Annotated in this window: 17 protein-coding genes; 7 read left to right on the top strand and 10 right to left on the bottom strand. The window is 56.8% G+C overall.

The genetic code is table 11. The features are described 5' to 3' along the window. Positions 1–2 precede the first annotated feature (2 nt). The 7 genes from Pla100_RS00790 to Pla100_RS00760 all read right to left on the bottom strand — a co-directional run bounded on the left by Pla100_RS00790 (position 3) and on the right by Pla100_RS00760 (position 7,435). Positions 3–524: a hypothetical protein gene (locus tag Pla100_RS00790; RefSeq protein ID WP_146575804.1), complete on the bottom strand. Its 522-nt coding sequence runs from the start codon at positions 522–524 to the stop codon at positions 3–5. After that, positions 521–1,612 carry a PulJ/GspJ family protein gene (locus tag Pla100_RS00785; protein WP_146575803.1) on the bottom strand — a complete coding sequence of 364 codons (1,092 nt, stop codon included), beginning with the start codon at positions 1,610–1,612 and terminating at the stop codon, positions 521–523. Before Pla100_RS00785 ends, Pla100_RS00790 begins: the two co-directional genes overlap by 4 nt. Further along, a complete protein-coding gene (locus Pla100_RS00780) occupies positions 1,609–2,181 on the bottom strand; it encodes a prepilin-type N-terminal cleavage/methylation domain-containing protein (protein WP_197167615.1) in 573 nt (190 codons plus the stop codon). Before Pla100_RS00780 ends, Pla100_RS00785 begins: the two co-directional genes overlap by 4 nt. 80 nt (positions 2,182–2,261) lie before the next feature. Further along, positions 2,262–3,449, bottom strand: coding sequence for a glycosyltransferase (locus Pla100_RS00775; RefSeq protein ID WP_231602517.1), 1,188 nt, complete (start codon positions 3,447–3,449; stop codon positions 2,262–2,264). Beyond that, positions 3,442–4,287, bottom strand: coding sequence for a lysophospholipid acyltransferase family protein (locus tag Pla100_RS00770; RefSeq protein WP_146575801.1), 846 nt, complete (start codon positions 4,285–4,287; stop codon positions 3,442–3,444). Before Pla100_RS00770 ends, Pla100_RS00775 begins: the two co-directional genes overlap by 8 nt. After that, the gene (locus Pla100_RS00765) at positions 4,284–5,936 is read right to left on the bottom strand and encodes a phytoene desaturase family protein (RefSeq protein WP_146575800.1); all 1,653 of its coding nucleotides are present in this window, start codon (positions 5,934–5,936) and stop codon (positions 4,284–4,286) included. Before Pla100_RS00765 ends, Pla100_RS00770 begins: the two co-directional genes overlap by 4 nt. A 59-nt stretch (positions 5,937–5,995) precedes the next feature. Then, positions 5,996–7,435, bottom strand: coding sequence for an aldehyde dehydrogenase family protein (locus Pla100_RS00760; protein ID WP_146575799.1), 1,440 nt, complete (start codon positions 7,433–7,435; stop codon positions 5,996–5,998). 441 nt (positions 7,436–7,876) lie between these two features. Here Pla100_RS00760 and Pla100_RS00755 point away from each other — a divergent pair, with 441 nt between their 5' ends. After that, positions 7,877–8,989 carry a sigma-54 interaction domain-containing protein gene (locus Pla100_RS00755; RefSeq protein WP_231602722.1) on the top strand — a complete coding sequence of 371 codons (1,113 nt, stop codon included), beginning with the start codon at positions 7,877–7,879 and terminating at the stop codon, positions 8,987–8,989. A gap of 22 nt (positions 8,990–9,011) precedes the next feature. Here Pla100_RS00755 and Pla100_RS00750 read toward each other — a convergent pair whose 3' ends face one another. Continuing rightward, the gene (locus Pla100_RS00750) at positions 9,012–9,911 is read right to left on the bottom strand and encodes a hypothetical protein (RefSeq protein WP_231602514.1); all 900 of its coding nucleotides are present in this window, start codon (positions 9,909–9,911) and stop codon (positions 9,012–9,014) included. Positions 9,912–10,187: 276 nt separating this feature from the next. On the opposite strand from Pla100_RS00750, the gene Pla100_RS00745 reads away from it, so the two are divergent. Then, positions 10,188–11,381, top strand: coding sequence for a phosphoglycerate kinase (locus tag Pla100_RS00745; protein ID WP_146575797.1), 1,194 nt, complete (start codon positions 10,188–10,190; stop codon positions 11,379–11,381). A 10-nt stretch (positions 11,382–11,391) separates the two neighbouring features. On the opposite strand, the gene Pla100_RS00740 is transcribed toward Pla100_RS00745, so the two are convergent. Further along, complete coding sequence (locus Pla100_RS00740) at positions 11,392–11,802, bottom strand: hypothetical protein (RefSeq protein ID WP_146575796.1); 411 nt, start codon at positions 11,800–11,802, stop codon at positions 11,392–11,394. A 296-nt stretch (positions 11,803–12,098) separates the two neighbouring features. Between Pla100_RS00740 and Pla100_RS00735 the strand changes: the two genes are divergently transcribed. Together Pla100_RS00735 and Pla100_RS00730 are read left to right on the top strand one after the other, a co-directional pair. After that, positions 12,099–12,977 carry a penicillin-binding protein activator LpoB gene (locus tag Pla100_RS00735; protein WP_146575795.1) on the top strand — a complete coding sequence of 293 codons (879 nt, stop codon included), beginning with the start codon at positions 12,099–12,101 and terminating at the stop codon, positions 12,975–12,977. Beyond that, positions 12,974–14,416, top strand: coding sequence for a hypothetical protein (locus Pla100_RS00730; RefSeq protein WP_146575794.1), 1,443 nt, complete (start codon positions 12,974–12,976; stop codon positions 14,414–14,416). The genes Pla100_RS00735 and Pla100_RS00730 overlap by 4 nt, the downstream gene beginning before the upstream one ends. A gap of 516 nt (positions 14,417–14,932) precedes the next feature. Here Pla100_RS00730 and Pla100_RS00725 read toward each other — a convergent pair. Then, positions 14,933–16,996, bottom strand: coding sequence for a hypothetical protein (locus Pla100_RS00725; RefSeq protein WP_146575793.1), 2,064 nt, complete (start codon positions 16,994–16,996; stop codon positions 14,933–14,935). Between the two features lie 118 nt (positions 16,997–17,114). On the opposite strand from Pla100_RS00725, the gene yajC reads away from it, so the two are divergent. From yajC to Pla100_RS00710, 3 genes are all read left to right on the top strand, one after another. Continuing rightward, complete coding sequence (yajC, locus tag Pla100_RS31415; RefSeq protein ID WP_231602513.1) at positions 17,115–17,663, top strand: preprotein translocase subunit YajC; 549 nt, start codon at positions 17,115–17,117, stop codon at positions 17,661–17,663. A gap of 39 nt (positions 17,664–17,702) precedes the next feature. Further along, positions 17,703–21,071 carry a protein translocase subunit SecD gene (gene secD / locus Pla100_RS00715; protein ID WP_231602511.1) on the top strand — a complete coding sequence of 1,123 codons (3,369 nt, stop codon included), beginning with the start codon at positions 17,703–17,705 and terminating at the stop codon, positions 21,069–21,071. 1,176 nt (positions 21,072–22,247) lie between these two features. Then, positions 22,248–24,959 carry an MGH1-like glycoside hydrolase domain-containing protein gene (locus Pla100_RS00710; RefSeq protein WP_146575792.1) on the top strand — a complete coding sequence of 904 codons (2,712 nt, stop codon included), beginning with the start codon at positions 22,248–22,250 and terminating at the stop codon, positions 24,957–24,959. The last annotated feature ends 118 nt before the right edge of the window (positions 24,960–25,077 follow it).

Here is a 25,077-nt window from a genome sequence, read left to right as displayed (position 1 = left end):
GATCATTGCCCCGGTAGATTGATCAGAGGCACGTTCATCCGGTGTGTGCTTGTCGATGTACTCCATTCCAGACGACTGAGTGAATCGATCGATCCGACGATGTTTTGGGACCGAGGAATACGACTGACCAGTCTCGATCTCGAAAATGTACCGCCATCCGGATCGGACATCGTCACCGTGACTCGCTTCAGCCACGCGGGGGATTCGGGAGTCGATACGACCACGTTGTCGGGCGCAGCCGGATCGACGTCCGCAACACCGACGGAAACCGACCAACCCGCTAATCCCGGCAGCGTAATCCCACCGCTTCGCGTCGGCGGTGATTGACTCAAACCGTCATACCCCGATATCGAAACAAAAGGGACCGCAGTGATCTCGGCCAGCAAATCGTTGGCGTGCCATTCGGCTTGAAGCTGCGCATCCGCGATGACTTCGTTGCCCAGCATTCCCGTTGTCGCCTGAACACTGCCCAGGAGAATCAACACGACCAAGATTGTCGACGCTGTGACTTCAATTAAATTCATGGTCGAATCCGAAATGATGCCAGCACGTAGGCACTCAAGAACGGGATGTCCGCTTGAACCGATGTGTTCGTTGGCATCAGAGATCCCTGACGTGTGGCCAAATAAAGTGACCAGTCGCGGTCGCCGGAATTCGTCACTGACGCCACGTCCGCATATCCTGACATTCCCATCGAAGGTGAACCGTTACCCGGCGTGTTGACCGCAACGATTTGCAAGTTCAACTCGTTCGATTGGGTCGAATCGCGGTATCCGGGATCGGCTCGTGTGGAGCCACTCAAGTAGATCGTCGAATCCGACATGACGGCGGCAAACGGATCGTAAAGATCAGCACGTCGAATGACCAGCACGGCCGCGTTGATCAACGTATCCGACGAGCAAGTCAACGTGACCGTTGAACCGATCGATGGATCGAACGGTCGTGACCAAACTTTCAGTCGAACGTTGCCTGAGAATGTCCATTGGGAATCATCGACCCGCGTCGACCACCCACCGGCAAGTTGCAACGATTGATTCCCCCGTGAACCTCCGGCGACGATCAACCAGTCCCCGTCGGCGACTGATGGGGGAACGTCGATCGTCAATTGATCGTCATCTTCGGCCATTGCCGTCCGAACACCGACGATCTCGGGGCAAGCCGAAACAGGCGAACCATCCGTTTCGGCATATTCGTTCTCGCTACCGAGCAATCCGTCCAAACCGCTGATGTCAAGTTCGGCCGAAAAGGGCACCCGCTGCATCGTCAGCGATTGAACATCCGGAGCGATGGTTGCCCACGATCCATTTCCGACCCGGCGTTTGAGTGATCGATCTTCGACTCGATACCCGATGCTTTGATCGACACCGCTCGTGTCGGGGCGTTGAAGATTCCATTGATTCACTCCCGGCGATTCAATGCGGGTGGCATAGCGAACATCGCCATCGATCCAATCTCGTAAGATCACTTCGTCGGATCGATCCACCGACTCGATCGTCTCGGCCGAACGCAGAACGACGCCAAGGCTCATCGACATCCCGATCATGAGCATCATCGCCGCCGACATGCTAACAACGAGTTCCAGAAGCGTGATGCCGGGTCGGATCGTTTTCAATCGTCTTGCTCCAACGAAACCAAACTCAATCCGGGATGGATTTGCAGATTCAGGCGTCCCCCTTCGCACAAGACCGTGATCGTGCCGATCGATTGGTTCGCACCCTGCAAGTCCGTCATCGTGGGAGTGCCACGTTGGTCAAATTGAATCCCCGCCGCGCCAAAAAAATCGGCTGACAATTCCACGTCCTCGCCGAACTTTGTCGATAAGTCGGTCTGTAACGTTTCACTTCGACCTGCGCTGATCATCACGTCCGCCGAGTGGTAGCGAGCGTTATCGAACTCAAACTGAACCGTGACCGTTCGACCGCGATTCATCGCTGTCCGCCGAGCCAATTCGAGGTCGCATTGAATGGATTTTGCGACGCTTTCGAGTCGTTGACGGGACACCGTTTCGGCAAGACGAGGTAGCGCAATGGTGGCTCCGATGGCCATGATCATCAGCACAACCGTCAGTTCGATCAAGGAAAACCCGCGTTTTCGTTGCGACCTGCCCCTCACCGGACCGTGAGTTCGCCCATACGCGCGAATCGCATGTGCGGCAACAGCGAGGAAAAAACACGTGAGCATGATGGAAGGCCATCGGGGCGAGGAAGGCATCAAGAAAAGACAAGAACTGCCCAAGCCTAGGTCACGAATCTAGGCCTTGCTCAACTGCGCCCACGCCACTCGATCCGCTTGCCTCGGATCTCGTTGATCATCGCCCACCATTGGCAACCCAGAAACAACAACACGGCGACCGGATGCAGCAAAGCACCCAACCAACTTTGCCTCAAATAAATCGCGCCCCAAACGCGAGGAATGTATCCGACCAAAATCACGGCGATCTGAATCGCAATGATCAACAACAACATGATCGGACGCGTCGTCGATTCCCACCGGCTCAACGCATAAACCAATGTTAGCCAAGGCAACAAATGAGCCCCACCTAGCAAGATCGTGAAAGGAACCAACAAACGTCGGTTCGCGATTCCTTCATTCGCATTCTTGAGCAATCCACGAATGACCTCCTTCGCGTTGGTATACATGCGGCAGGACGCAATGTCGGTTCCGTCGACACAATCGGTTAACATCCCGTTCTCGCGAAATGCTTTGGGTAACATTAATCCGTCGTGTCGACTCGACCGGATCGCCTTGTGTGTCCCCGCCTTTTCGTAGGACGCTTTGTCGGTCAGGAACAACTGGCCGCAACCTGACGCGTAGGCCGGATGAACACTGCCTCGCATTCTCATAAACGGCAGATAGCACAACAATATGAAGTGCATCATCGGGATCAGCATCTTCTCAAACAACGTCCCGGTTTCTTGACGCGGGAACGCACTGAGTAACCCGATCGGCAACTCTCCGATCCCGTTCGCTTTGCGACGGAGCAAATCTCGCAGCGCCGTCGGCCTTAAACGGACGTCGGCATCGATAAACATCAAACCCTCAAAATGGGCCGCCGCAGCCAAACGATAACACGCGTGTTGTTTGCCGTTCCAACCGTCAGGCAACCCGATCCCGTCGAGTAAACGTACCCTCGGATCCCGCGACGCGATCGATCGAACGATCTGGCCCGTCCCATCGGTGGAACCGTCGTCCATCACCACGACGTCCAATTCCACACCTTCACTGGCGAGCACCGATTCGATCGCCGCCGCGATCCCGCCGGCTTCATTCCTCGCCGGGATCAAAACGGACACCGATGAGAGCGGTCCGGTGACAACGTCTTCCTTCCCCGTTCGCCATGAACGAAACAACGGCAAATTGACGAGGAACATCGTCACCGCCAACGCCGTCAGCAAGATCGATAGCGATGGCACGACGATGAATATCAAGGTATCCCAAGGGTCACTCAACGAACTTCTCCCCGTGGGCGGCTTGAAATGACTTGCCGGTCATCCAAGCTTTCATTCGACGCGACCAATCGTAAACGCCCCGGGCACCTTGTTTGCCCCGCAACAGGTTTGTAAACGGTTGAGCGTTTCGGGCGATCGACAGTTCGGCTAATCGGGATTGGTTCTCGCGCAAGCGGGTCGCCAAATCCTCCGACCATTCCGTTTTAGTCCGCTCGGGAAAATCTTCGATTCGGACGATCTCGCCGAAACGAAACAAGCATTCCGGTAACCGCTCTTCCCAAAAAACATATTCCAATGACAACGGTACCACGATTCCCGCATCCAGTTTCCAGCACAGATGTGACAACCCTGGCATAAGCTCTGCCGCGTGATCTCGGACGTCCGCGAAACGTCCCTCGGGTGTTAACCACAACGCCGATGAGTCGCGTTTAAAAAGCTCCGTCGTCGTTCGAAGGAAAGCCGCCGCACCGCTGGTCGAATTCAGATCGACACCGAAGAAGCCAAGTTTTTCAAAGACTTGGTAACGTTGCAGGGCCGACGCATCGATCGGCGCATAAAGTTGGCGGGGAACAAAACAACGCGAATTAATGAAGTGCGCCAACAACGGGTCCCACCACGAGGGATGGTTGCAGTACACGATCATCGGCGTCGAGGGATCGCTGGGAATGAGTTCCGCCGCCGGAACCGACTCGGTCTGCACCGCGATCGCGTGGAAATGTCGTTTCAGGTAGGTTTCCAAAAAACGATGAAAGCCGTTTTGAAACCACGCAGCAGGACGCGCGACGACGCCCCGATGCGTTGCAGGGTTTGAATCAGCGACCGATTTCACGCGGGTCATCCGGCGGCTACACCCTCGGTGGTGGTCGGCTTGCTGCGACGTTCATCCAATTGACCGGCTAGCTTGCCGGGTAGTTTTCCGTCGCGAGCGTCTTGATCGAGCACGTCGGCGGCGATCCAACCGCTCATCAAGACCATCGGCATTCCCGGGCCCGGGTGCGCCGCACCTCCGGCAAGGTACAAGCCACGCAGATCTTTGCGTCGATTGCCCGGTTTGAAAGCGCCCAAAAACTTCCCGTGGCTGGCCAAACCATAGATCGCACCGTTGAGCACGCGGTATCGATTGTGGATGCCTTCGGGTGTCAGAGAATCCTCCGTCACGATCGCATCGCGAATGCCTTCCAAGCCGGCCGTTCGTTCCAACTTGTCCAGGATCACGTCGCGGTAACCGGGCAACATCGCCTTCCAATCATGTCCGGGACGCAAATAAGGCGTGTGAACAAGAACATAAAGCGACTCGCAGCCCTCCGGTGCAACGCCTGGTTCGCTGACCGCCGGGGCACACACGTACGCCGTCGGGTCCGGTGCCGGTTGGCCTTTGCGATAGATCCAGTCGAACTCCACTTCCGGATCTTTCGAGAAGACAAAGTTGTGATGCAAGAGTTGTTCGTAGCGGCGGTTCAAGCCGAGGTACAAGACCACGCCACTGCAGGCCGCCTCGTACTTGTTCTTCTTTTCGAATGCATTGGATTGAGGCGTCCCGCCGAGCAGTTCGCGGTAGGTGCGAACGGCGTCGCAATTGCTGACCACGGCATCGCAAGCAAGCGTTTCACCGCCGGCTGTCGTCACTCCGGTAACGCCACCGGCGGCGGTTTCTATTTTCAGAATGTCGGTCCCCGTGCGGATTTCGACGCCCAGTTCACCGGCGAGTTTGGCAAGCGCTTCGGGTACCGCGCGGGTGCCTCCGATCGGGTACCAAATGCCTTCTTCGGTTTGCATGTGGGCGATCCCGCACAACACCGCCGGCGACGCGTACGGTGACGAGCCGACGTACTGCGTGAAGTGATCCATCATCTGTGAGACACGATGTTCGGGCACGTGGGACCGGACCACCGACGCGACACTGCGCCCCATCCGCAACGACATCACATCCTTCAGCACGGCGGCCGAGAACGCACCGCCGACTTCCATCGTGTCGGCGAGTCCTCCGATCGAACGCCAAAAGAAAAATCGATCGGACACGCCGTGCAGTTGTTTGCTGACTTCGATGAACCGTTCGTATCCGGCTGAGGATGTGTCGTTACCGGTGAACTCTCGCAAGTGCTTTTTCATCGTGTCGACATCGGCGACAAGATCGAGCACGGTGTTTTCGGACGTGCCCGCTTGCGAGGTTCCTTCAAAGAAACACCGCCACTGGGGATCGAGCGGAACAATTTTGACGTAATCGTCCATATCCTTCCCGGCTTCGGCAAAGACACGTCGCAGCACACTCGGAAGAGTCAGGATCGTCGGTCCCATGTCGAACCGATAGCCGTTGGTACGATGGACCGCCGCTTTACCGCCGACCCAATCGTTCTTGTCGCACAAGGTCACCCGGTGGCCGCGGGCCGCCAAGACGCAAGCCGAGGACAACCCCGCCAAGCCGCCACCGATCACGACGACGTGCTGAGGTTTCGTTTTCGCGGACGGTTGGGGGTCGGCGGCAATCATGAGCGTTGATGAAAGTTGGAAGGGGATGACAACCGGCAGTGTCTCAATCAACACGCCGGTTATTGAACTCGATCTTTCGCACTTTGTTTTAGTCCACCACCGGCCCTCACGGCAGTGGTGAGCCGCTTGAAAGCAGCGAAACGTTGACGCAGCGTTCGACCATGCATCATCTGCAACGTGCCAGTAAGGATCTCGGTGTTAGAATCGTTTCGAGGTGACAAGTGGGGCACCCATCGCCCCGACCGCGTCGCGATCACCCGGGGCGTCGTCATCGCCAACAATCCTTCCGGACCGCGGGTCACACCGAAACCACTCTCACCGCGTCCGCCGAATGGTAGACGTGGGTCCGCCGTGGGGGCCACAAGGTCGTTCACCGTAATACAGCCAACATTCAAACGCCCGGCCAACTCGACCGCGGCTGCGGTCGGACCGAACACGGACGCCGCTAGACGATACGGGCAATCGTTGATGTGAGCGACCGCCGAATCCATCGAATCCAACGGCATCAACGTAATCACCGGCGCAAAAAGATCGGTTTTGACGATCTGGTGGTTTGGGGAAACATTCGACATCACGACTGGAAACATCTCGCCCTCCGATCGCAATCGCTCCGAATCGAACTTGCCCACCAAATCAATTCCACCGCAATGGATCGCCGATTCGATGGCATCAGCGACACCCGTTCGGGCCGCCCGATGCACGGTAATGCAGTCAGACTGTCGGAGTTTGCGGATCAAATCCCCCGTCAACGCTTCATTCGCTGACGAATCGTCGGCTGCGTAAAACAAACGCCTCGGGCCGATGCAGGTTGCCCCGGAATTGAATAGCAATCCGAAACGGATCAAATCAACCATTCGTTTCCAATCCGATCCCGGCATCGCCACGACCGCATCAACACCCGACAATTCCATGATCGATGCGGTCACTTGATCGGCCGCCTGGTGCATCACCTTTCGGCCGGTCGCTGCCGAACCGGTCAAAACGACCAAATCAATCTTTCCGTTTTTACCTGACAACGCTTCGATGGCCGATTGCGTGTCGCTGCCGAGAATCTGAATTACCGACTCGGGGACTCCGGCGTCGTGAAAGAGTCGCACCAAGGTCCGCGAAACCTCTTCGGAACCCGGAGCGGGTTTGAACCATACCGAATTGCCCGCCGCTAACGCCTGCGCGATCTGCACCCCCGAAAGCAGGATCGGATAGTTCCAAGTTCCCAGAACTAGCACGCGACCCCACGGGACGCGCTGCACGACGCTACGCACCCCCCACATCCACATCGGGCGTCCTCGCAGGCCGACTTTACGGCTCTTGAGCGTCGCCGGACCGCAGCGGCCGATCCACGCGAGCGCATCGGCCAACGGTATGATCTCAGCCGCGATCGTTTCGACATCGTCCACTCGTTGCTCGCTCCGTGCGGAAGCGACGAGTGCGTCGGCGTGCCGAGCGACCTCGTGTCGGGCCGCGGAGACGATTCGGCAACGTGATTTCGGCGACCGCATAGCCCATTGGGCGTCATCATGATAATTTATCGTCTCACCTCAATGGCTCCATGGCGACGAGTGGGCTGTTGATTTAGTGCATTGCCCTAATCTTGTGAGCCGATGGCGCTAGCCACGGGCCTCGAAGGGTTGCTTCATCATCATAAGGCCTGCGGCTAGCGGGCTGTTGATTTAGTCCTCATCGAAACCCGATGCGTGAGCGAGGGATACTTACAGGGATACTTACAGGGATACTTACAAAGAGAATTAATAGCGTTCAATCCCTCGCTGACGCTTCGGGTTACGATTAAAACAACAGCCCGCTAGCCGTCGGCTCACTAAATCACTAGGCCGCGAGTTTATTATGTGTTGGCTCGACCGAACTCTAACCATGACGGATCTTTTTACAACGTGAGTGTGCGCGGTCAATTGCTGCCCGGCGTGATCGGTCAATCTCCCGCGATGCGTGAGGTCGATCGAATTACGCGTAAAGTTGCCGCGACCAACGCGTCCGTGTTGATCCTTGGCGAGACCGGCACGGGCAAAGAATTGATCGCGTCGGCGATTCACCAACTTAGCCATCGTAGCGGAGGACCGTTCGTCAAAGTCAATTGCGGGGCGCTGAGCGAAAGTTTGCTCGAAAGCGAATTGTTCGGTCACGTCCGCGGCGCCTTCACGGGCGCGATCGCCAATCGAGCCGGACGTTTCGAAGCCGCCAACGGCGGATCCATTTTTTTAGACGAGATCAACAGCACGACGATGACGTTGCAGGTCAAGTTGTTGCGGGTCCTTCAAGAGAAAGAATTCGAACGCGTCGGGGATACCGCCACCAATCGAACCGATGCGCGGGTGATCGCAGCGAGCAACCGGGACTTGATGCGTCAGGTGCATTCGGACCGTTTTCGCGAAGACCTTTATTGGCGTTTGAACGTCGTCCCGATCGAGATCCCCGCGCTGCGGCATCGCCGCGATGATATTCCGGCACTCGTGTCGTTCTTCTTGGAATACTACAACGAGGTCAACGATCGCTACGTGACGCACATCGACCCGGAAGTGATGCTGGCGCTTCAAGATTATCATTGGCCGGGCAACGTCCGCGAACTCCAAAACTACGTCGAACGCGCCGTCGTCATGAGCGACACGGATGAATTGACGATCGACTTGTTGCCCGAATGCGTGCTCACCGGGGATTCCTACGCCGATACCTATTCCGGATCGTTCGATGAACATTCTCCCGCTGGCGGCGGTCTTCCCATGCACGACTCCGGTCCGAGTGAAGGCAACGGGAACGTTCCACCGTCTCGAATGCCCGGGCAGTCGTCTCAAGGTGCCAATCCAGCGGCTTATGTCGATCGCATGGACGCCAAGACGTTGACCCGGTACGTCGTCCTACGCGGTCTCGATGAGTCGGATCCCGATGAGAACGTTCACGCGGCCGTCGTCGATCAGGTCGAAAAGGAACTGATCGCTCAAGTGCTCGCCCAATGTGGCGGTGTCCAAACCAAAGCCGCTTCACGGTTGGGAATGAACCGCAATACGCTGTACAAGAAAATCAAACAGTACGGCTTGGGGTGAGGGCTCTGGGGCGAGCCGATCATTAACGCTGCATCGCGGTATCGACTTGCGTTGGTTGAGCCTTGGCCTGAGCCGCTTGATTCATCGAGTTCGCAGCGCTGCGTCGGGCAACGGTCACGATCGTGTCAGCAAACGTCTTGCGAATCGGCGGTTCAACCTGCGGCAATCGCGAGGCAATGTCCAACATCGCTGATGGATTGTGGGCACTCGATTGACTGACTTGCGAAATGAACTGTGCCGTTTGCGTGAAGTTCGAGTCCGCCGAACGGCCGATGATCGGACTGAGCGTTCGGGCGATCAAATCAATCCCAAGACTTTCCAATTGCACGAAACAATCCAAGGTGCCGGAGATCGTCGTCTCGCCGTCAGCCCCCGTGGCGTAACTCGACCGCAACACAAACACGCCTTTGCCACGAATCGGTTTAGGAACCATCCGTCCATCGTACGAACCGTCGACGACGAAGATATGTTGCCGATCATCGCCATAAACCAGATCGACGTGGCACAGTGTTCCCGCACCATCGTTCGCTTGAATCTGAAATGGACCGGTCCGTTGAGATTGGACTTGGGTGATACCCATCATGTCCCACAATCCCACCAAGACGTCGGGGTTGCGAGTCAGGAATAAGAACATATCCCGGTCGCACGTGATCGCTTGGCTGGGCAACTGCCGAAACAAAGTGGGTTTCTCGGCCACTTCCAAAATGCGATTGCGGGCTTCGGCCGTTAAGCGATCCAGCGGTAACGAGTCCAAGATCGCTTGGCGATGACTCGCCGTTCCGATATGACCGTCCAGTTGTGCCTCGGCCGTTGTCGCCGGCCAAACCAACAACCACACCGCCATGGCAGCGAGACATCGGAGAGTCCGGGCGGTTAGGCACGGGTATTCGCGGATTTCGACCATCGTGGTTCTGGATTTCACCAGCACCGCCCCCATAAACGGAAGCCGCCCCCCCGGGCGGTCGGAGATTGAACGATTCGTCGTGAGTTGTTCCACCAAATTTCACGACAAACCGACACCATCGCGACGTCCAAGACGCCACGTCGGTGTAACTCTCCAATTCGGTTGTAACGGTGGTACGACGTGAGAAAAAGATTCGGCCCCTTCGCGATTGCCGCGTTCTGGCCAATACTGGGCAGGCGATTCTCACCTCACAAACTTTCTCAATCACGTTCAAACAACCGGAGCGAATTCCCGATGGCCAAGAAAACGATCGACCAAACCGAAGTGCAAGGCAAAACCGTCTTGATGCGAGTCGATTTCAACGTCCCGCTCGATGAAAACTGCCAAATCACCGACGATCGCCGCATCCGCATGGCACTGCCAAGCATCGAAAGCGTGATCAAACGTGGTGGGAAGTTGATCCTGATGAGTCACTTGGGTCGCCCCAGCGGCGGCGAAGGCGACGAGAAGTACTCGCTCGAGCCAACCGCAACGCGTCTGGGTGAAATGTTGGGCAGCCCCGTCCATTTCGCCGCCGACACCGTCGGAGAGGATGCGTCGACCAAGGCAGCAGCACTGAAAGAAAGCGAAGTCCTCGTGCTAGAGAACTTGCGGTTCAACAACGGAGAAAAGAAAGGCGATGCCGAATTCGCCGGAAAATTGGCCGCGATGGCTGATGTGTACTGCAACGACGCCTTCGGTACCTGCCACCGTCAAGACGCCTCGATGGTCGCCGTCCCCGAGGCCATGTCGGGCAAGCCACGCGTTGTCGGACATTTGGTCTCCAAAGAGATCCAGTACCTCAGCGATGCGATCGAAAACCCCGGCCGTCCGTTCGTTGCGATCTTGGGTGGTGCCAAGGTCAGCGACAAGATCAACGTGATCAACAATCTGCTGGGCATTTGCGACGCGATTCTGATCGGCGGCGCGATGGCGTACACGTTCTCGCTCGCCCAAGGCGGACAAGTCGGCGACAGCCTCGTCGAAAAGGACAAAGTCGATTTGGCTAACGAGTTGCTCGCCAAAGGCGGAGACAAGTTGCACTTGCCCGTCGACACGCATTGCGGTGACGATTTCGGCAACATCGCCGGTTGCAACAAGAAAGTCGTCGCGGCGGGTGAAATCCCCGACGGCATGGAAGGGCTCGACATCGGACCGGAAACCGCCAAGAAGTACGCCGACGTGATCAAGGACGCCAAGACCGTCGTATGGAACGGACCCATGGGCGTGTTCGAAAAGCCGCCGATGGACGCGGGTACCAAAGCCGTCGCTCAAGCGATCGCCAATTCGGATGCTCTGAGCATCATCGGCGGAGGCGACAGCGCCGCAGCGGTCGAACAACTCGGATTCGCCGACCAGGTCAGCCACGTCAGCACGGGAGGCGGTGCCTCGCTCGCGATGCTCGAAGGCCAACGATTTGCGGCCGTCGATTTACTCGACGAAGCCTAATCAATCGCGTCTAATCGATCGCGTCAAAATCTTCGAAGTCGTCGAGGTCGTCTTCTTCTTCCTCGATGTCATCGTTGGCAGTGTTCAAACCGAACTCGGCGCTGATTTCGTCGTCAATCTCGATTTCGTAATCGTCGTCGAGTTCTTCCTCGAAATCATCGTCGAAGTCGTCGTCGAAATCGTCCTCGTCGATGTCGTCAAATTCATCCAGGTCGTCTTCTGAATCATCCAGGTCGTCGCCGAACCCGGGCGAGCCATCATCATCGCCGTCCGAATCCGACTCGTCCCTGTCCAGATCGTCATCATCATCGTCATCGACGACCAAGGCCGGCGAGATCAATGGCTTGACGGGGGCGTCTTTCTCGCCTGCAGGAAACTCAGTCTCAGTCTCGGTAGTTTGGGGGGCAAACGTGACGCTCATGAACGGATTAACAACGCGGAAAGAAATGAAAAAATGGCCAAGCGGTGCGGCGAAGAGTGAACCACTCTAATGGAACACATCGCTTGCCGTGGCAAAATGGGTGGCAAAATGGGCAGACGAAAGAAGCCGTTCGGATTATTCGGCTCACGGAGTTTGTAACAAGTTTCTCGGACGCGCGGTCCAATTCCGAACATCCTCTGGTCTTTGTGTCGATCATTTTGGTAACTGATGGACCAATCACAAGCCGACGAAGCCTGAATTTTCGGCGAATCCCTAAATTTTGAGTGCGACCCGCCATGGATGGCCAATCTCGTGACCGAATCCCCAACGGGGTTTCTCGTCCTTTCTCGGTCGGTTTCCCTTCCCTCGCCGTGGTATGGCAATTTTCATGGTTGTTGTTGGCAAGCATCACGACGACGCTCCTGATCGGGGGCTGCGCCCATCGGTATGGACATTTGCTGGCCAATGACGACAAAGACATGGTCGGCAGCCACGAAGCGGGGGCGGCTACCTGGAATCCGCTGGTCGATGAATCGGTTGCCAAACTGCTCGGCCGTTGCCCACCGCCGAACGAGCCGTTGATACCTGGAGCCGAATTCGGTCAAACACCGGCGATGATGGCCAGTCACACGGCTAGCTCCGTGATCGGACCCGACGGCCAAGTTTCGCTGAACGGGCCGATCGGCTCGGGAGCGGTCGATCCGGCCGCGTGTGGCCCGTTGGTCACCGGTCCGGCTCGAGTTTGTTTCATCGGGATCGAAAACAAGAGCGCCGAAGAACTCGTCGATTTCAAAGATCAACTTTACGAGCGGATCGATTCGCAAATCAACTCGGGGCAGGCGTTTCGCAGCATCAGCCGTCGGCTAGTCGACGCGGCGTTGTTGGAAACACGTTTGCGTCCCGATTCGTTGTTCTTGCCCGCCAACCGAGACGCCTTCGCGGCGGCGTTGGGCCGTCAAGGAACGCCGGTCGACTATCTGCTCTACGCGACGATCACTTCGGGCACGACCGACCGAAACAAATCGACACAGCGGGATTATGTCTTAACGCTTGAGATGGTGAACTTGCACTCGGGCGACTACATCAAGGAATCGTCCAAGATCCGCAAGGGCTATCACAAGACGCGGGCCGGGAAATGGTGGAACTTCGGTCTGTTCGATCAAGCCGACGGTTGATCCGTTTCCGGCTTCATTCGGCGTTCGTTCTCACCCTGTTCGGCGTGACCCTGAGCGGCTGCGCCGCCAAGTTGGCCACGATCGATCAAGGACGCCAGGCTTTCGTTGCGGGCGATTTGCAGAACGCGAAAACGTTGTTGCACCAGGTCGCCGATTCGAAGGGTCGGTTTGCTAGTCCCGCGAAGCTCGATCTGGCGATCGTCGAGTTGGCATCGGGAGAGGTAAAGTCGGCCTCCAATCGATTGCGAACCCTGCGAGACGAGTTTGATCTCACGAGTGAAGTCAGCCAAGTCGGCGGCACCGGCAGTCTCGTGGCCGGTGCTAAGGCGATCGGCGGCGAAGCCGCGTCGATGCTCACTGACGACACCGCTCGGGTCTTTCAACCGGCCGGCTACGAGGAGGTCATGATCCGCACGATGCTCGCGATGTGCTCGCTCGTTCAAGACGACGGCGATGCGGAAAGCTATATCAACCAAGCGGCCCTGCACCAAGGGAAACTCCGCAGCCTCGCTGAGGCCAAACGGCAGCAGTTCTTTCCGGAGTCGCTCGACACGACGCCGCACCAAGAGTTGGTGCTCGCGCCCTATTTGCGTGGCGTATTGCGAGAAGCCACGCATCACGACTTTGACGATGCCCAACGAAACTATCAACTCGTTAGCGCCATCAAACCCGATTTTCGTCCTGCGATGGATGACCTCGAGCGTGCTACTACGGGAGCGCACAGCCGACCCGATCATGGCGTGTTGTATGTGTTCGCGATGGTCGGCCGAGGACCGGTGCTGCAACCGGTCGACGCGCCGATCACTTCGGCAGCCGTTTCGATCGCGTCGACGTTGTTGCTTCACGAAAGCAACGAGGAAGACGACGTCATCCAATTGCCAAAGATCACGTCGGTGAAGGTCCCTGCGGTCGTGGTGCCTCCCTCGCCCATCGCCGCGATCACGGTTGCGTCGCAAGGGTCGTCGACAATGACATTCGCCGGACCGACGGCGGGAGATTCGTATCGAATGTTGGGGGCGACGCAATCGTTGACTGATGTGGCGGAGTTAGTCAAACGACAAGCCGACGCGGAGCGTCCCTGGACGATCGCCCGCGCCATGGTCCGCCAAACCGGCAAAGAACTCGCCGTCGCCAAAGCGCGTGACGGATTGGGGCTCAACGGTGGTCTCGGGACCGTGTTTCATTTCGCCGCGACGAGTGCCTGGACGGCCACCGAATCGGCCGACACAAGGTGTTGGGGACTGTTGCCTCGCGAGATTCAAGTCCTGCGAGCGGAGTTGCCTGTTGGCCAACAAACGATCGTGATGGCTCCCGTCGGCGGCGACGGATTTTCGATCGGCCCTCAGGTGCAGACGACGGTTACGATGCACAACGGACGAAACACTTACCTCGTCGTGTTCGCCCCACATGATCAGATTCACCCGGTGGTACCACGGTAGTGTTTTTGTTCCAACGTTCAGTTCGCATTGGCATATCGCGGCACATCTTTTTTGACCCCCACGAGCTCGTCTCGTGGGTGAATTAGGTTCGCCGGCTAGACAACGACGCCCTCCCCACCTTCCGATCTTCACTTGTGCTCGCCGCTTGAAGCGGCGAGCACAAGTGAAAATCGGAAGGTGGGGCGAATTGCGGCTTGCGTCTAGCTTGCCAACCTCGGCTTCCTGCCAGACGAGCTGGCAGGGGAGCATTTTGTGAGCCGATGGCGCTAGCCACGGGTTCCGAATGGTGGCTTGTTTGCCGTAAAGCCCGCGGCTAGCGGCGTGTTGATTTAATCGTAACCCGAAGCGTGAGCGAGGGATTCATCACCATTAAGTCCTTTGTATGTATCCCTCGCTCACGCTTCGGGTTTCGATGAGGACTAAATCAACAGCCCGCTAGCGCCGTCGGCTCACTAAATCAACACGCCGTTGCGCTTCGGGCTTTTAAGGGTGCATTATATTGCGTGCAACGGTTGGTTAATCGTTAACGCCGAAGAGAACCTGCTCTTGGTCCGGCCAAGTCACGGATAATTTGGGGCGAACCTCTCCGCCTGCTTCCAAGAACGCGACGAGTTGGTCCAGTTCGGCCAAACGTTTGGCGACGATTGTCCATCCCTTGACCGCTTCGTCGATGTGGTCGCGTTGGTCTTCGAGCAGGTATTCTTGTCGCCGTGCCCGCATTCGTTCGGCGCGGGTGATCGCGACGTCCAGATCGAGCAACTGCCGATCGGCGGCTTCGAGTTGATTCGTGACGGCAGCCAACGAGGTGCGGATCGACGTCGCATCGGTCCATTGCCAAGGCATGGTCGGATGCAAACGCGCCCCGAATCGCATTCGCAAAGAAAACGATTGGGTCGTTTTCACATCGAACCGGACAACGATCGCGGTCTCTTCCGCTTTCTTTAGTTTCAACAACGCCACGCCACGAGTGTTTCTGGGGGATTCGCTGTCGATCGGTTCGATCCATTGCAAATCGACATCTTTCGGGACGACGACGTCCAGTGCGACTTGGGTCAAGTTCGGTGTGATCGGGGACTGCAGATTCCATTTCAACTTGTTGTCTCGTTTGGTGAGTCCCAATCGGATCGGTTCGGCGTCGAGGCTCGGTCGCAAGAAGATCGTGTCACCTTGGTCGGTTGTGATACGAGCTTGGCTCAAGGACGCCGATCGGGACCAATCCCGCGCCGCGTCGGACCAACCGAATTGCAGCGAATCCTCATCCTCGGAACGACGGATTTCAGCAATGGTCGTGGACGATTCCGCGTCGATCAAACTCCATCGCGAGGAGGCGTCGACGGCGACCAATCGGATCGAGTCGATGATCGCCGACCCGTTCTCGGTGCTTGGAAAAGACAGCTCTAGTTCACCAGGCAGCGATCCGCCGGATGCCTCTTCCCGACGGAGCAATTCGATCGGATCGGGCAATGCCGTTTCGTTGCTCGAAGGAATCGATGGCAAAACGATTCCAAAAGTCTTGGCGGCGATCGGATCCCGTGTGATCGTCGACTGCTCTTGGGTCGCTTCGTCGGCTTCGTTTTCCGGATCGCCATCCCCTTGAGCCATCGCATTCGAATCGTCCGCAAACAGATCGTCCGCCATGAGTGACTCGTCCGCCTGGGAGGATGCATCGTCGCCGGGCGTCTTGGTCGTCGAGATTTCGTCGATCGAAATGGGCAGGTTCGGCAGGCCATCCGGGGCGGGCGAATCAGGGTCGGTCGGATCAGATTTGGCGGAGGCTGCGGGCTGGTTTGGCGAGGACGCGGCGAGCATCTCGGGAGGCAAGAACGCGTCGAGCGATAAGCCGCTCGAACGCAGTTGATTGTCGATCGAATCGGCGACGTCGGGGACATCCGCCATGATCGTTTCCAAACTTTCATCTGATTGATTGTCATCGATCGGATCGGAATTCGGACGCCGCGTGGTTTCCGCAGTGCGAGCGGGCGATGACATTGGTGGCGGCGCGTTCGACTCTATTCCGCCAAGTGCCGCGAGCGATCCCGAAGCCGACCGAACTTCCGGTTGAGGCTCGGGACCGTTCGGGAAGAAGCCCCAAGTCACCAAACTGACCGCGACCGCAACGCCGGCTGCAGCGATCCACTTGTTTTTCCCATTCTTTTTCTTCGAGCGGTTTGGTTCGGTCTGACTTCGCTGCGTTCTTTCTCGATCAGCGTCGAACTCGACGGTCGTCGGGGCGGACTCCTCGGGTACATCGATCTCCTCGGGTACATCGGAGTCTGCGGGTGCATCGGGTTCAGTTGGCGAGGTTGTGGAGTCCGATGAAACGGCGGCCGCAGTTAGGTGTTCGGGATGTTCTTTGGCCAGACTCGGATTGGGCACCAATTGCCCGTTGTCGTCGACGAACCAATCGGCCCAGGTCGGATCGTTGGGATTGGGCGACCACGAGTCCGTTTGGCCGATCGACCGACGGGCTTCGCCGAGCCATTGCTGCCAAATATCGTCCGGCGGGGGGCCTAGACGAGCGATGCAATCCGCCACAGATTCCCGAGACGGTGCGACAGTCGCTGAATTCGTGTCTTTCATGGGTTCCTTTATACCCGATTGTGGTGGCTGGGCTTGTGGCGATTTTTGGGCTTCCATATCATGCTCCCCTGCCTAATGGTATTCCCCCGCTACCGATCCCGCTGTTTGGACCTTCCCTTTGTTGTTCCCCCTGGCTCCCGCGCTGGCTCCGTCGACCTTCAAGCTGGCAAGCGTCACGTTTGCGACTTGGTTTAGCGCGGCCACGTATTTTGCCGGGGACGCATCCTCGCGGTTCGTTCATCAGGCGGGTTTATTGGCCCAGGGAGCCGGCCAGGGCGAGGCCCCCACGGGGTTGCAATTGTTCTTCAGCAGCCCGTTGCCGCTGTTCGCCGGTCTGGCGATGATTTGGTACCTGACGTGGTTTTTGCCCGAAAAACGCAAGCGTCAAGACGAAGCGAGCATGTTGGCATCGTTGACCAAGAACGACCGCGTGATCACCTTCGGCGGGTTGCACGGTACGGTCGCCTCGGTGGACGCCGCCGGCGACACCGTGGTCTTGAAAATTGATGAGGCGGGCACGACGCGAGTCAAAGTCAACCGATCGGCCATCGTGGCCATCACCGAACACGCCAAGGGAAAAAATGTTGCCAAGACGGGTAAGTCCGGCAAGATCCCTGGCGACGATCCGAATTCCAAGAATGCGTCCGACGAAGATTCGTCGGACTAGCTCCTATCCTCCCGCCGCCGTCTCGTGCGAGAAGTGTCAATGAATGGCGTTCTCGGTCCCGGCGGCGAAAACCACTACGTCCTCCGAAAAGTCACGATGGATCTTCCTTCCTCTCTCCACTCTCTTTCCCACACCTTGGCCATCCCCGTCGGTTTCGCCCCATCGGATTGGTCGACCGCGTTGCTAGCGCAAACCAACTCCGCCGTTGCCGGTGAAGTTTCTCGCGGGATCTCTGGCCAACAATGGGTCGTCTTGTTGGTCGCCGCCGCGATCTTGATCCTGCCGTTCATCATCGGATCCAAGCTCGCCAAAGGCCTGAAAATGCCTGGCTACGGCACCCGTTTTGGCTTCATCATGTTGGCCATCATCGGTTCAGGCGTGACGCTGTGGAACAAGCTCCCCGGTCTGGGCGTCGACCTACAAGGTGGGACGATTTTGGTTTATGAGATCGACCCGGACAAACAACGTGAGTTGGAAAAAACCGGATCGCCGATTTCGAGCAAAGACCTCGTCGAGCCGTTGACCCGGCGGATTAACCCTTCGGGAACCCAGGAAATCGTGATTCGCCCCTACGGTGAATCGCAGATCGAAATCATCGTTCCGGCCGTCGACGATCGCGAAGTCGCGCGGATTAAAAAGCTCGTCAGCGAAGCGGGTGTACTGCGTTTTGCGATTCTTGCCAACCAGGTCGACCACCAAGCGATCATCAGCACCGCGTTCGACCAAGCCGAAAGCGACGATCCCGCCATCGCAACGGATGAAACCGTCGGCACACCTGACGACGGTCTTTACGGCCGCTGGGTGAAACTCGGCCGCGAAACCAAAGAGGTCGACGGCGTCCGGCCGCTGCGGATGAGCACCCAGGGAACGATCCTACGCAATCCCAACAACGGCGAGATCCTCAACATCCCTCAAGAACTGCTCGGCCGTGACGAAGAGGTCAAGATCGCCCTGTGGATGAAAACTCAGTCGTTCTCGGAAATCGAAGTGCTGATGATCATCAATCCGTTGTTGGACATCAAAGGCGACGACTTGTCGTACGCCGCGAGCACGTTTGACGAGCAAGGCGGCCCTGCGGTGGCGTTCAATTTGACCGACTTCGGGTCGGGTCGCTTCCGAGCCTTGACGACGAACAACTCTCCCGAAGGAACCCGCAAACGACAACTCGGGATTATCTTGGACGATACGCTGTTGTCGGCACCGAACATTCTGCAACCGATTTCCAAAGAAGGCCGCATCACGGGCAACTTCACTCGTGAAGAAGTCGACGGATTGGTGCAAATCCTCAAGGCAGGTCAACTGCCCGCGACCGTGACCAAGCAACCGATCGCCGAAAACCAAATCGACGCGACCTTGGGTAAAGACACGATCGAAAAAGGCGTCTTCGCGATCGGCTTGTCGCTCGCCATGGTGCTCGTTTTCATCCTGTACTATTACCGGTTCGCCGGAGTCGTTGCCTGCATCGCGTTGATCATGAACTTGGCGATGATTTTGGCCACGATGGTATTCATCAACCAACCGATGACGTTGCCTGGATTAGCCGGTCTGGTTTTGACGGTCGGTATGTCGGTCGACGCGAACGTGTTGATTTTCGAACGCATCCGCGAGGAACTGAAAAAAGGTGCCAAGGAACGCATGGCCGTCCGCAACGGTTTTGCCCGGGCGACGACGACGATCATCGATGCCAACTTGACGACCCTCATCACAGCCATCGTGCTATATGCGATCGGTACCGATCAAATCCGCGGCTTCGCAGTCACGCTGATCCTTGGGATTGGGTTCTCGATGTTCACCGCGATTTATGTTTCGCGAACAATCTTTGACTTGGCCGAACGTCGCGGTTGGCTGTCGCTGTCGATGGCCGATACGGTCAACTCGATGCGAGCGGCGATGTCTGCGGGTGGCGAGTTCGACTTCATCGCACGCGGCAAGATGATGTTGTCCATTTCCTTGATCCTCGTTATCGGCGGTGTTGCCGCACTGATCAGCCGAGGCCAGGGGATCTTCGACATCGACTTCGCCGGCGGTTCTTCGGTTCAATTTCGTGTCGATTCGCCGACGGAGACCGAAGAAATTCGCCGTATTGTCGCGGCGGCATTTGCTGACGATGAATCGACCGAAAAAGTGCAGTTCACTGTCAACGGCGTGAGCATGGACGGTGTTGCCGATAACACAATTTTCAAAGTCGATTCGTCGGTAGATCAAGTCGACACCCTCAAGACCGCTATTCAAAAGGGATTCGCCAAGGAACAGTCCGTGGGATTGAGCACCTACAAAGTCAGCATCACGCCAACGAAGATCAAAGGTGCCACGACTGAGCCGCCAGCCGAAGCGACCAGTTCGATCGCCGAACCGAATGTGAATGATCAGTCGTTCTTGCAGGTTCCGCAGGACTTCGAAACGCTGACCAACGGGACCATGTTGACGGTCTTGCAAGCGGAAGACGCAGCTGAAACCCCTGCCAGCGAAGCACCAGCTTCAGCTGCCACCGACGCGACAGAGATGCGAGAAATCGACTTGCCTGGTTTTGCTTTCACGACCTCGGACCTCGCTCTCGGTGTCGAAGGCAGCGACAAGGAAGCGTTGATCAATGAAGCCGCGTTGCTGGATTTTATCAAAGCCGCCGCTGCCGATGCGGGCATTGCTATCAACGAACGTGGTATTCGTCTCAGTCCACTTGGCGATGATACCGGCGATTGGGACAGCGGCTCGGCGCTGCCGTACTCTTCATGGCGAATCCAATTGCCACTCGAAGGTGACAAAGCGATCGCTGTGATGAAACAACTTGAACAAAAACTGGGTAGCGATCCGGTTTGGATCAGTAGCAGCAGCGTTGGGGCTCAGGTCGCCGGTGACATGATCGGACGTGCCGCCGGTGCATTGTTCGCATCGCTCCTGTGCATCATCGGATATATCTGGTTCCGATTCCAACGGGTCATCTACGGCTTCGCCGCCGTGGTCGCCCTGTTGCACGACGTGTTGATTACACTCGGTGCGATCGCGATCAGCTACTGGGTTGCTGACGCACTCGGGTTCCTGTTGATTGATCCATTTAAGATCTCGCTAACCGTCGTCGCGGCGTTGCTGACCATCATCGGTTATTCGCTCAACGATACGATCGTCGTGTTCGACCGAATCCGCGAAACCAAAGGCAAGGCCCCACGTTTGACCGGCGACATGATCAATAGCAGCATCAATCAGACGCTCAGCCGGACGTTGCTTACCTCGGTGACGACTTTGATCGTCGTCGTATTACTCTACGCCCTCGGCGGCGAAGGCATCCACGCGTTTGCGTTCGCTTTGGTCGTCGGCGTGGTCGTCGGGACTTACAGCTCGGTATTCATCGCCAGCCCCATCTTGTTGATGTTGGTTCAACGCAACGAGAAGAAAGCCGCGATCAATTCCTAAGCGGAGTTGATGGACACTGTAGGCTGGGTGGAGGAGGCTCTGCGACGAACACCCGGCAGTTGGCAGCTGGCAGTTGGCAGTTGGCTCAAACTTAAACCTCAACTTAAACGTAAACCTAAACTTCCGCTCCCGACGCGAGCAGCGCCAGATCCGTGACCCAAGAAAAAACGAGTTTAAGTTTAAGTTGAGGTTTAAGTTTAGGTCTTTCGGCGAGTGTGCTGTTGCCGGGTCTCCGCCGAAGCGGCTGCGACCCAGCCTACTTCTGACCCATCGATCGCGGATTTCGTAGGCTGGGTGGAGGAGGCTCTGCGACGAACACCCGGCAGTTGGCAGCTGGCAGTTGGCTCAAACTTAAACCTCAACTTAAACCTCAACTTAAACCTCAACTTAAACGTAAACCTAAACTTCCGCTCCCGACGCGAGCAGCGCCAGATCCGCGACCCAAGAAAAAACGAGTTTAAGTTTAAGTTGAGGTTTAAGTTTAGGTTTTTCAGCGAGCCTCGTGTTGCCGGGTCTCCGCCGAAGCGGCTGCGACCCAGCCTACTTCTGACCCATCGATCGCGGATTTCGTAGGCTGGGTGGAGGAGGCTCTGCGACGAACACCCGGCAGTTGGCAGCTGGCAGTTGGCTCAAACTTAAACCTCAACTTAAACTCAACTTAAACCTCAACTTAAACGTAAACCTAAACTTCCGCTCCCGACCCGAGCAGCGCCAGATCCGCGACCCAAGAAAGAACGAGTTTAAGTTTAAGTTGAGGTTTAAGTTTAGGTTTTTCGGCGAGCCTCGTGTTGCCGGGTCTCCGCCGAAGCGGCTGCGACCCAGCCTACTTCTGACCCATCGATCGCGGATTTCGTAGGCTGGGTGGAGGAGGCTCTGCGACGAACACCCGGCAGTTGGCAGTTGGCTCAAACTTAAACCTCAACTTAAACGTAAACTTCAACTTCCGCACCCGAAGCGAGCAGCGCTTGCGAGCCATCCCAGATCCGCGACCCAAGAAAAAACGAGTTTAAGTTTAAGTTTAAGTTTAAGTTGAGGTTTAAGTTTAGGTTTTTCGGCGAGCCTCGTGTTGCCGGGTCTCCGCCGAAGCGGCTGCGACCCAGCCTACCATTTGGCTGGTCGTCCGATTACGCTTTGGTGGTTTGCTAGGCCACTGATGTATCCAGGTAGGACGACCCGATGATCCCTGATGTTCAGCTTACGGCGGAATACCAACGACTCGCCGCAGAGGCTGATCGTGAGAACAATTGGAAACGCTGGGGACCTTACCTGTCCGAACGGCAATGGGGCACCGTCCGAGAAGACTACTCCGAAGGTGGGCATTCGTGGAGTGACTTTCCGCATGAACACGCTCGTAGTCGCGCTTACCGCTGGGGTGAAGACGGCTTGCTCGGCTTCACCGATCGGCAATGTCGGCTGTGCTTCGGCCTCGCGTTGTGGAACGGCAACGACACGATTCTGAAAGAACGCCTGTTCGGCTTGACCGGACCGGAAGGCAATCACGGGGAGGATGTCAAAGAGCTTTATTACTACCTCGATTCGACCCCGACGCATTCGTACGCCAAAGCGATGTACCGCTATCCGCAGGCGACGTATCCCTACGACGAGTTGGTGCGAACGAATGCCGAACGCGGGTTAAATGATCGTGAATACGAACTGCTCGATACTGGAATTTTCGCCGAGAACCGTTTCTTCGACGTGACGGCGACCTATGCCAAAGCCGACGACAACGATTTGCTGATCGAAATCTTCGTCACCAATCACGGACCCGACTCGCATGACATCACGATTTTGCCGACCCTGTGGTTTCGCAACACTTGGGTGTGGGGATGCCGCCATGAAGGATGCACGGCCAAGCCGCTGATCCAACGAGTCCAATCAAACTCAATTCCCGATGTTCATCTCGTTCACACGCGGCACGATACGCTCGAACCGTTTCAATGTCGGTTTGAAAATCAACCGGGCAGTGAGCTGGTGTTTACCGAGAACGAAACCAACCTGGCCAAGCTGTTCGGTGGCGAGAACTATTCCGCCTACACCAAAGACGCATTTCATCGCTACGTCATTGATGGCCAAGCGACAGCGGTCAATCCGAAACAACATGGAACCAAGGCCTCAGCGATCTACCGATGGAGATTGCAGCCCGGTGAAACTAAGACAGTCCGCCTACGTTTAACCGCCACCGAATTGCTCGGGGACGCCCACCCGGATTTAAACGATGATTTCAATCGCGTCATGGATCAACGTCGGCGCGAAGCCGACGAGTTCTACGCCGCCGTGATTCCGGTCGAGGCGACCGATCAAGAACGCATGATCTCGCGTCAGGCATACGCCGGTTTGATGTGGACGAAACAATTTTATCATTACATCGTGGCCGATTGGCTCGACGGCGATCATGACGTCATGACGCCCCCTGCGGCTCGGCACGCCGGACGCAACAAAGATTGGCGGCATCTTTACGCTCGGGACATCTTGTCGATGCCCGACAAGTGGGAATACCCATGGTTTGCGGCGTGGGATTTGGCATTCCACATGATCCCGGCGGCTCGCATCGATCCCGCCTTTGCCAAAAAACAATTGATGGTGTTGTTGCGTGAATGGTACATGCATCCCAACGGTCAATTGCCGGCTTATGAGTTTTACTTCGACGATGTCAATCCACCGGTCCACGCATGGGCCTGTTTGCGGGTCTTTCAAATGGAAGCCGAGACCGGACATCGCGATTACAAATTCCTCGCTCAATCGTTTCAGCGTTTGCTGCTGAACTTCACTTGGTGGGTCAACCAAGTCGACGGCAATGGCGACAACGTGTTTGCAGGCGGCTTTTTGGGATTGGACAACATCGGCGTGTTTGACCGCAGCAAAGGCTTGCCCGATGGTGCCGAGTTGGAACAGGCCGACGGGACCGCGTGGATGGCGTTCTACAGCGGCACGATGATGTCGATGGCGCTCGAATTGGCCCGTCACGATCGAAGCTATTCCGATATGGCGTCCAAGTTTCTCGATCACTTCATCCGTATCGTCGACGCCATGAACGGCGGCGAAAGCGGCGGTTTGTGGGACGAGGAAGATGGTTTCTATTACGATCAATTGAAGATTGACGGTGATACCCGGTCGATGAAGGTGAAGTCATTGGTGGGGTTGTTGCCGTTGATTGCCGCTGAGATTCTCGACGAAGATTTACTCGACGACTTACCCGGCTTCCGAAATCGTTTGGAATGGTTCTTAACCAACCGCCACGACTTGGTGAAGAACATCACGTTTTGTGAGACAACCAAAGTGCATCGTCGCATGTTGATCTCGATCCCGTCCAAAGAACGATTGCGACGTGTGCTGAAGGTGCTCTTGGACGAAAATGAATTCATGTCCCCGTATGGGATCCGTTCATTATCCAAAGCCCACCAGGCTGAACCGTTTCGCATTTCGATTCGTGATCAGCAACACACCGTTGCCTACGTTCCCGGCGAATCGGACAGTTGGATGTTTGGCGGCAACAGCAATTGGCGCGGTCCGATTTGGTTCCCGACGAGTTTCCTGTTGATCGAAGCCTTGCAACGATATCATTCGTTTTACGGCGACGAACTACAGGTCGAATGCCCGACCGGATCGGGAAACATGATGAATCTGCGTGAAGTCGCTGGTGAATTGAATCGTCGGTTGACGAACCTGTTCGTGTGCCCCGAAGGTGGCGGCTCGCGGCCGTGCTTAATCGGCAGCGGCACACAGTGCGACGACGTGCTCTGGCAAAACCAAGTTCTGTTTTACGAATACTTCAACGGTGATACCGGCGAGGGCCTCGGTGCCAGTCATCAGACCGGTTGGACGGCGCTCATCGCCACCTGCATCGAGCAACTCCACGGCCGAGTCTGTCACTCCGTTGCCGGCGAGTAGGCTGGGTGGAGGAGGCTCGGCGACGAACACCCGGCAGTGAAGAGTGAAGAGTGAAGAGTGAAGAGATCGGTCGGATTGGACTGATCTGACTGATCGGTCCGAGCTTGAGCAGCTAACA

The sequence above is a fragment of the Neorhodopirellula pilleata genome, assembly GCF_007859915.1.
Taxonomy (GTDB): Bacteria; Planctomycetota; Planctomycetia; order Pirellulales; family Pirellulaceae; genus Rhodopirellula; species Rhodopirellula pilleata.
The sequence above is the reverse complement of the archived record's forward strand: the minus strand, read 5'-3'. Positions and strand labels throughout refer to the sequence as shown.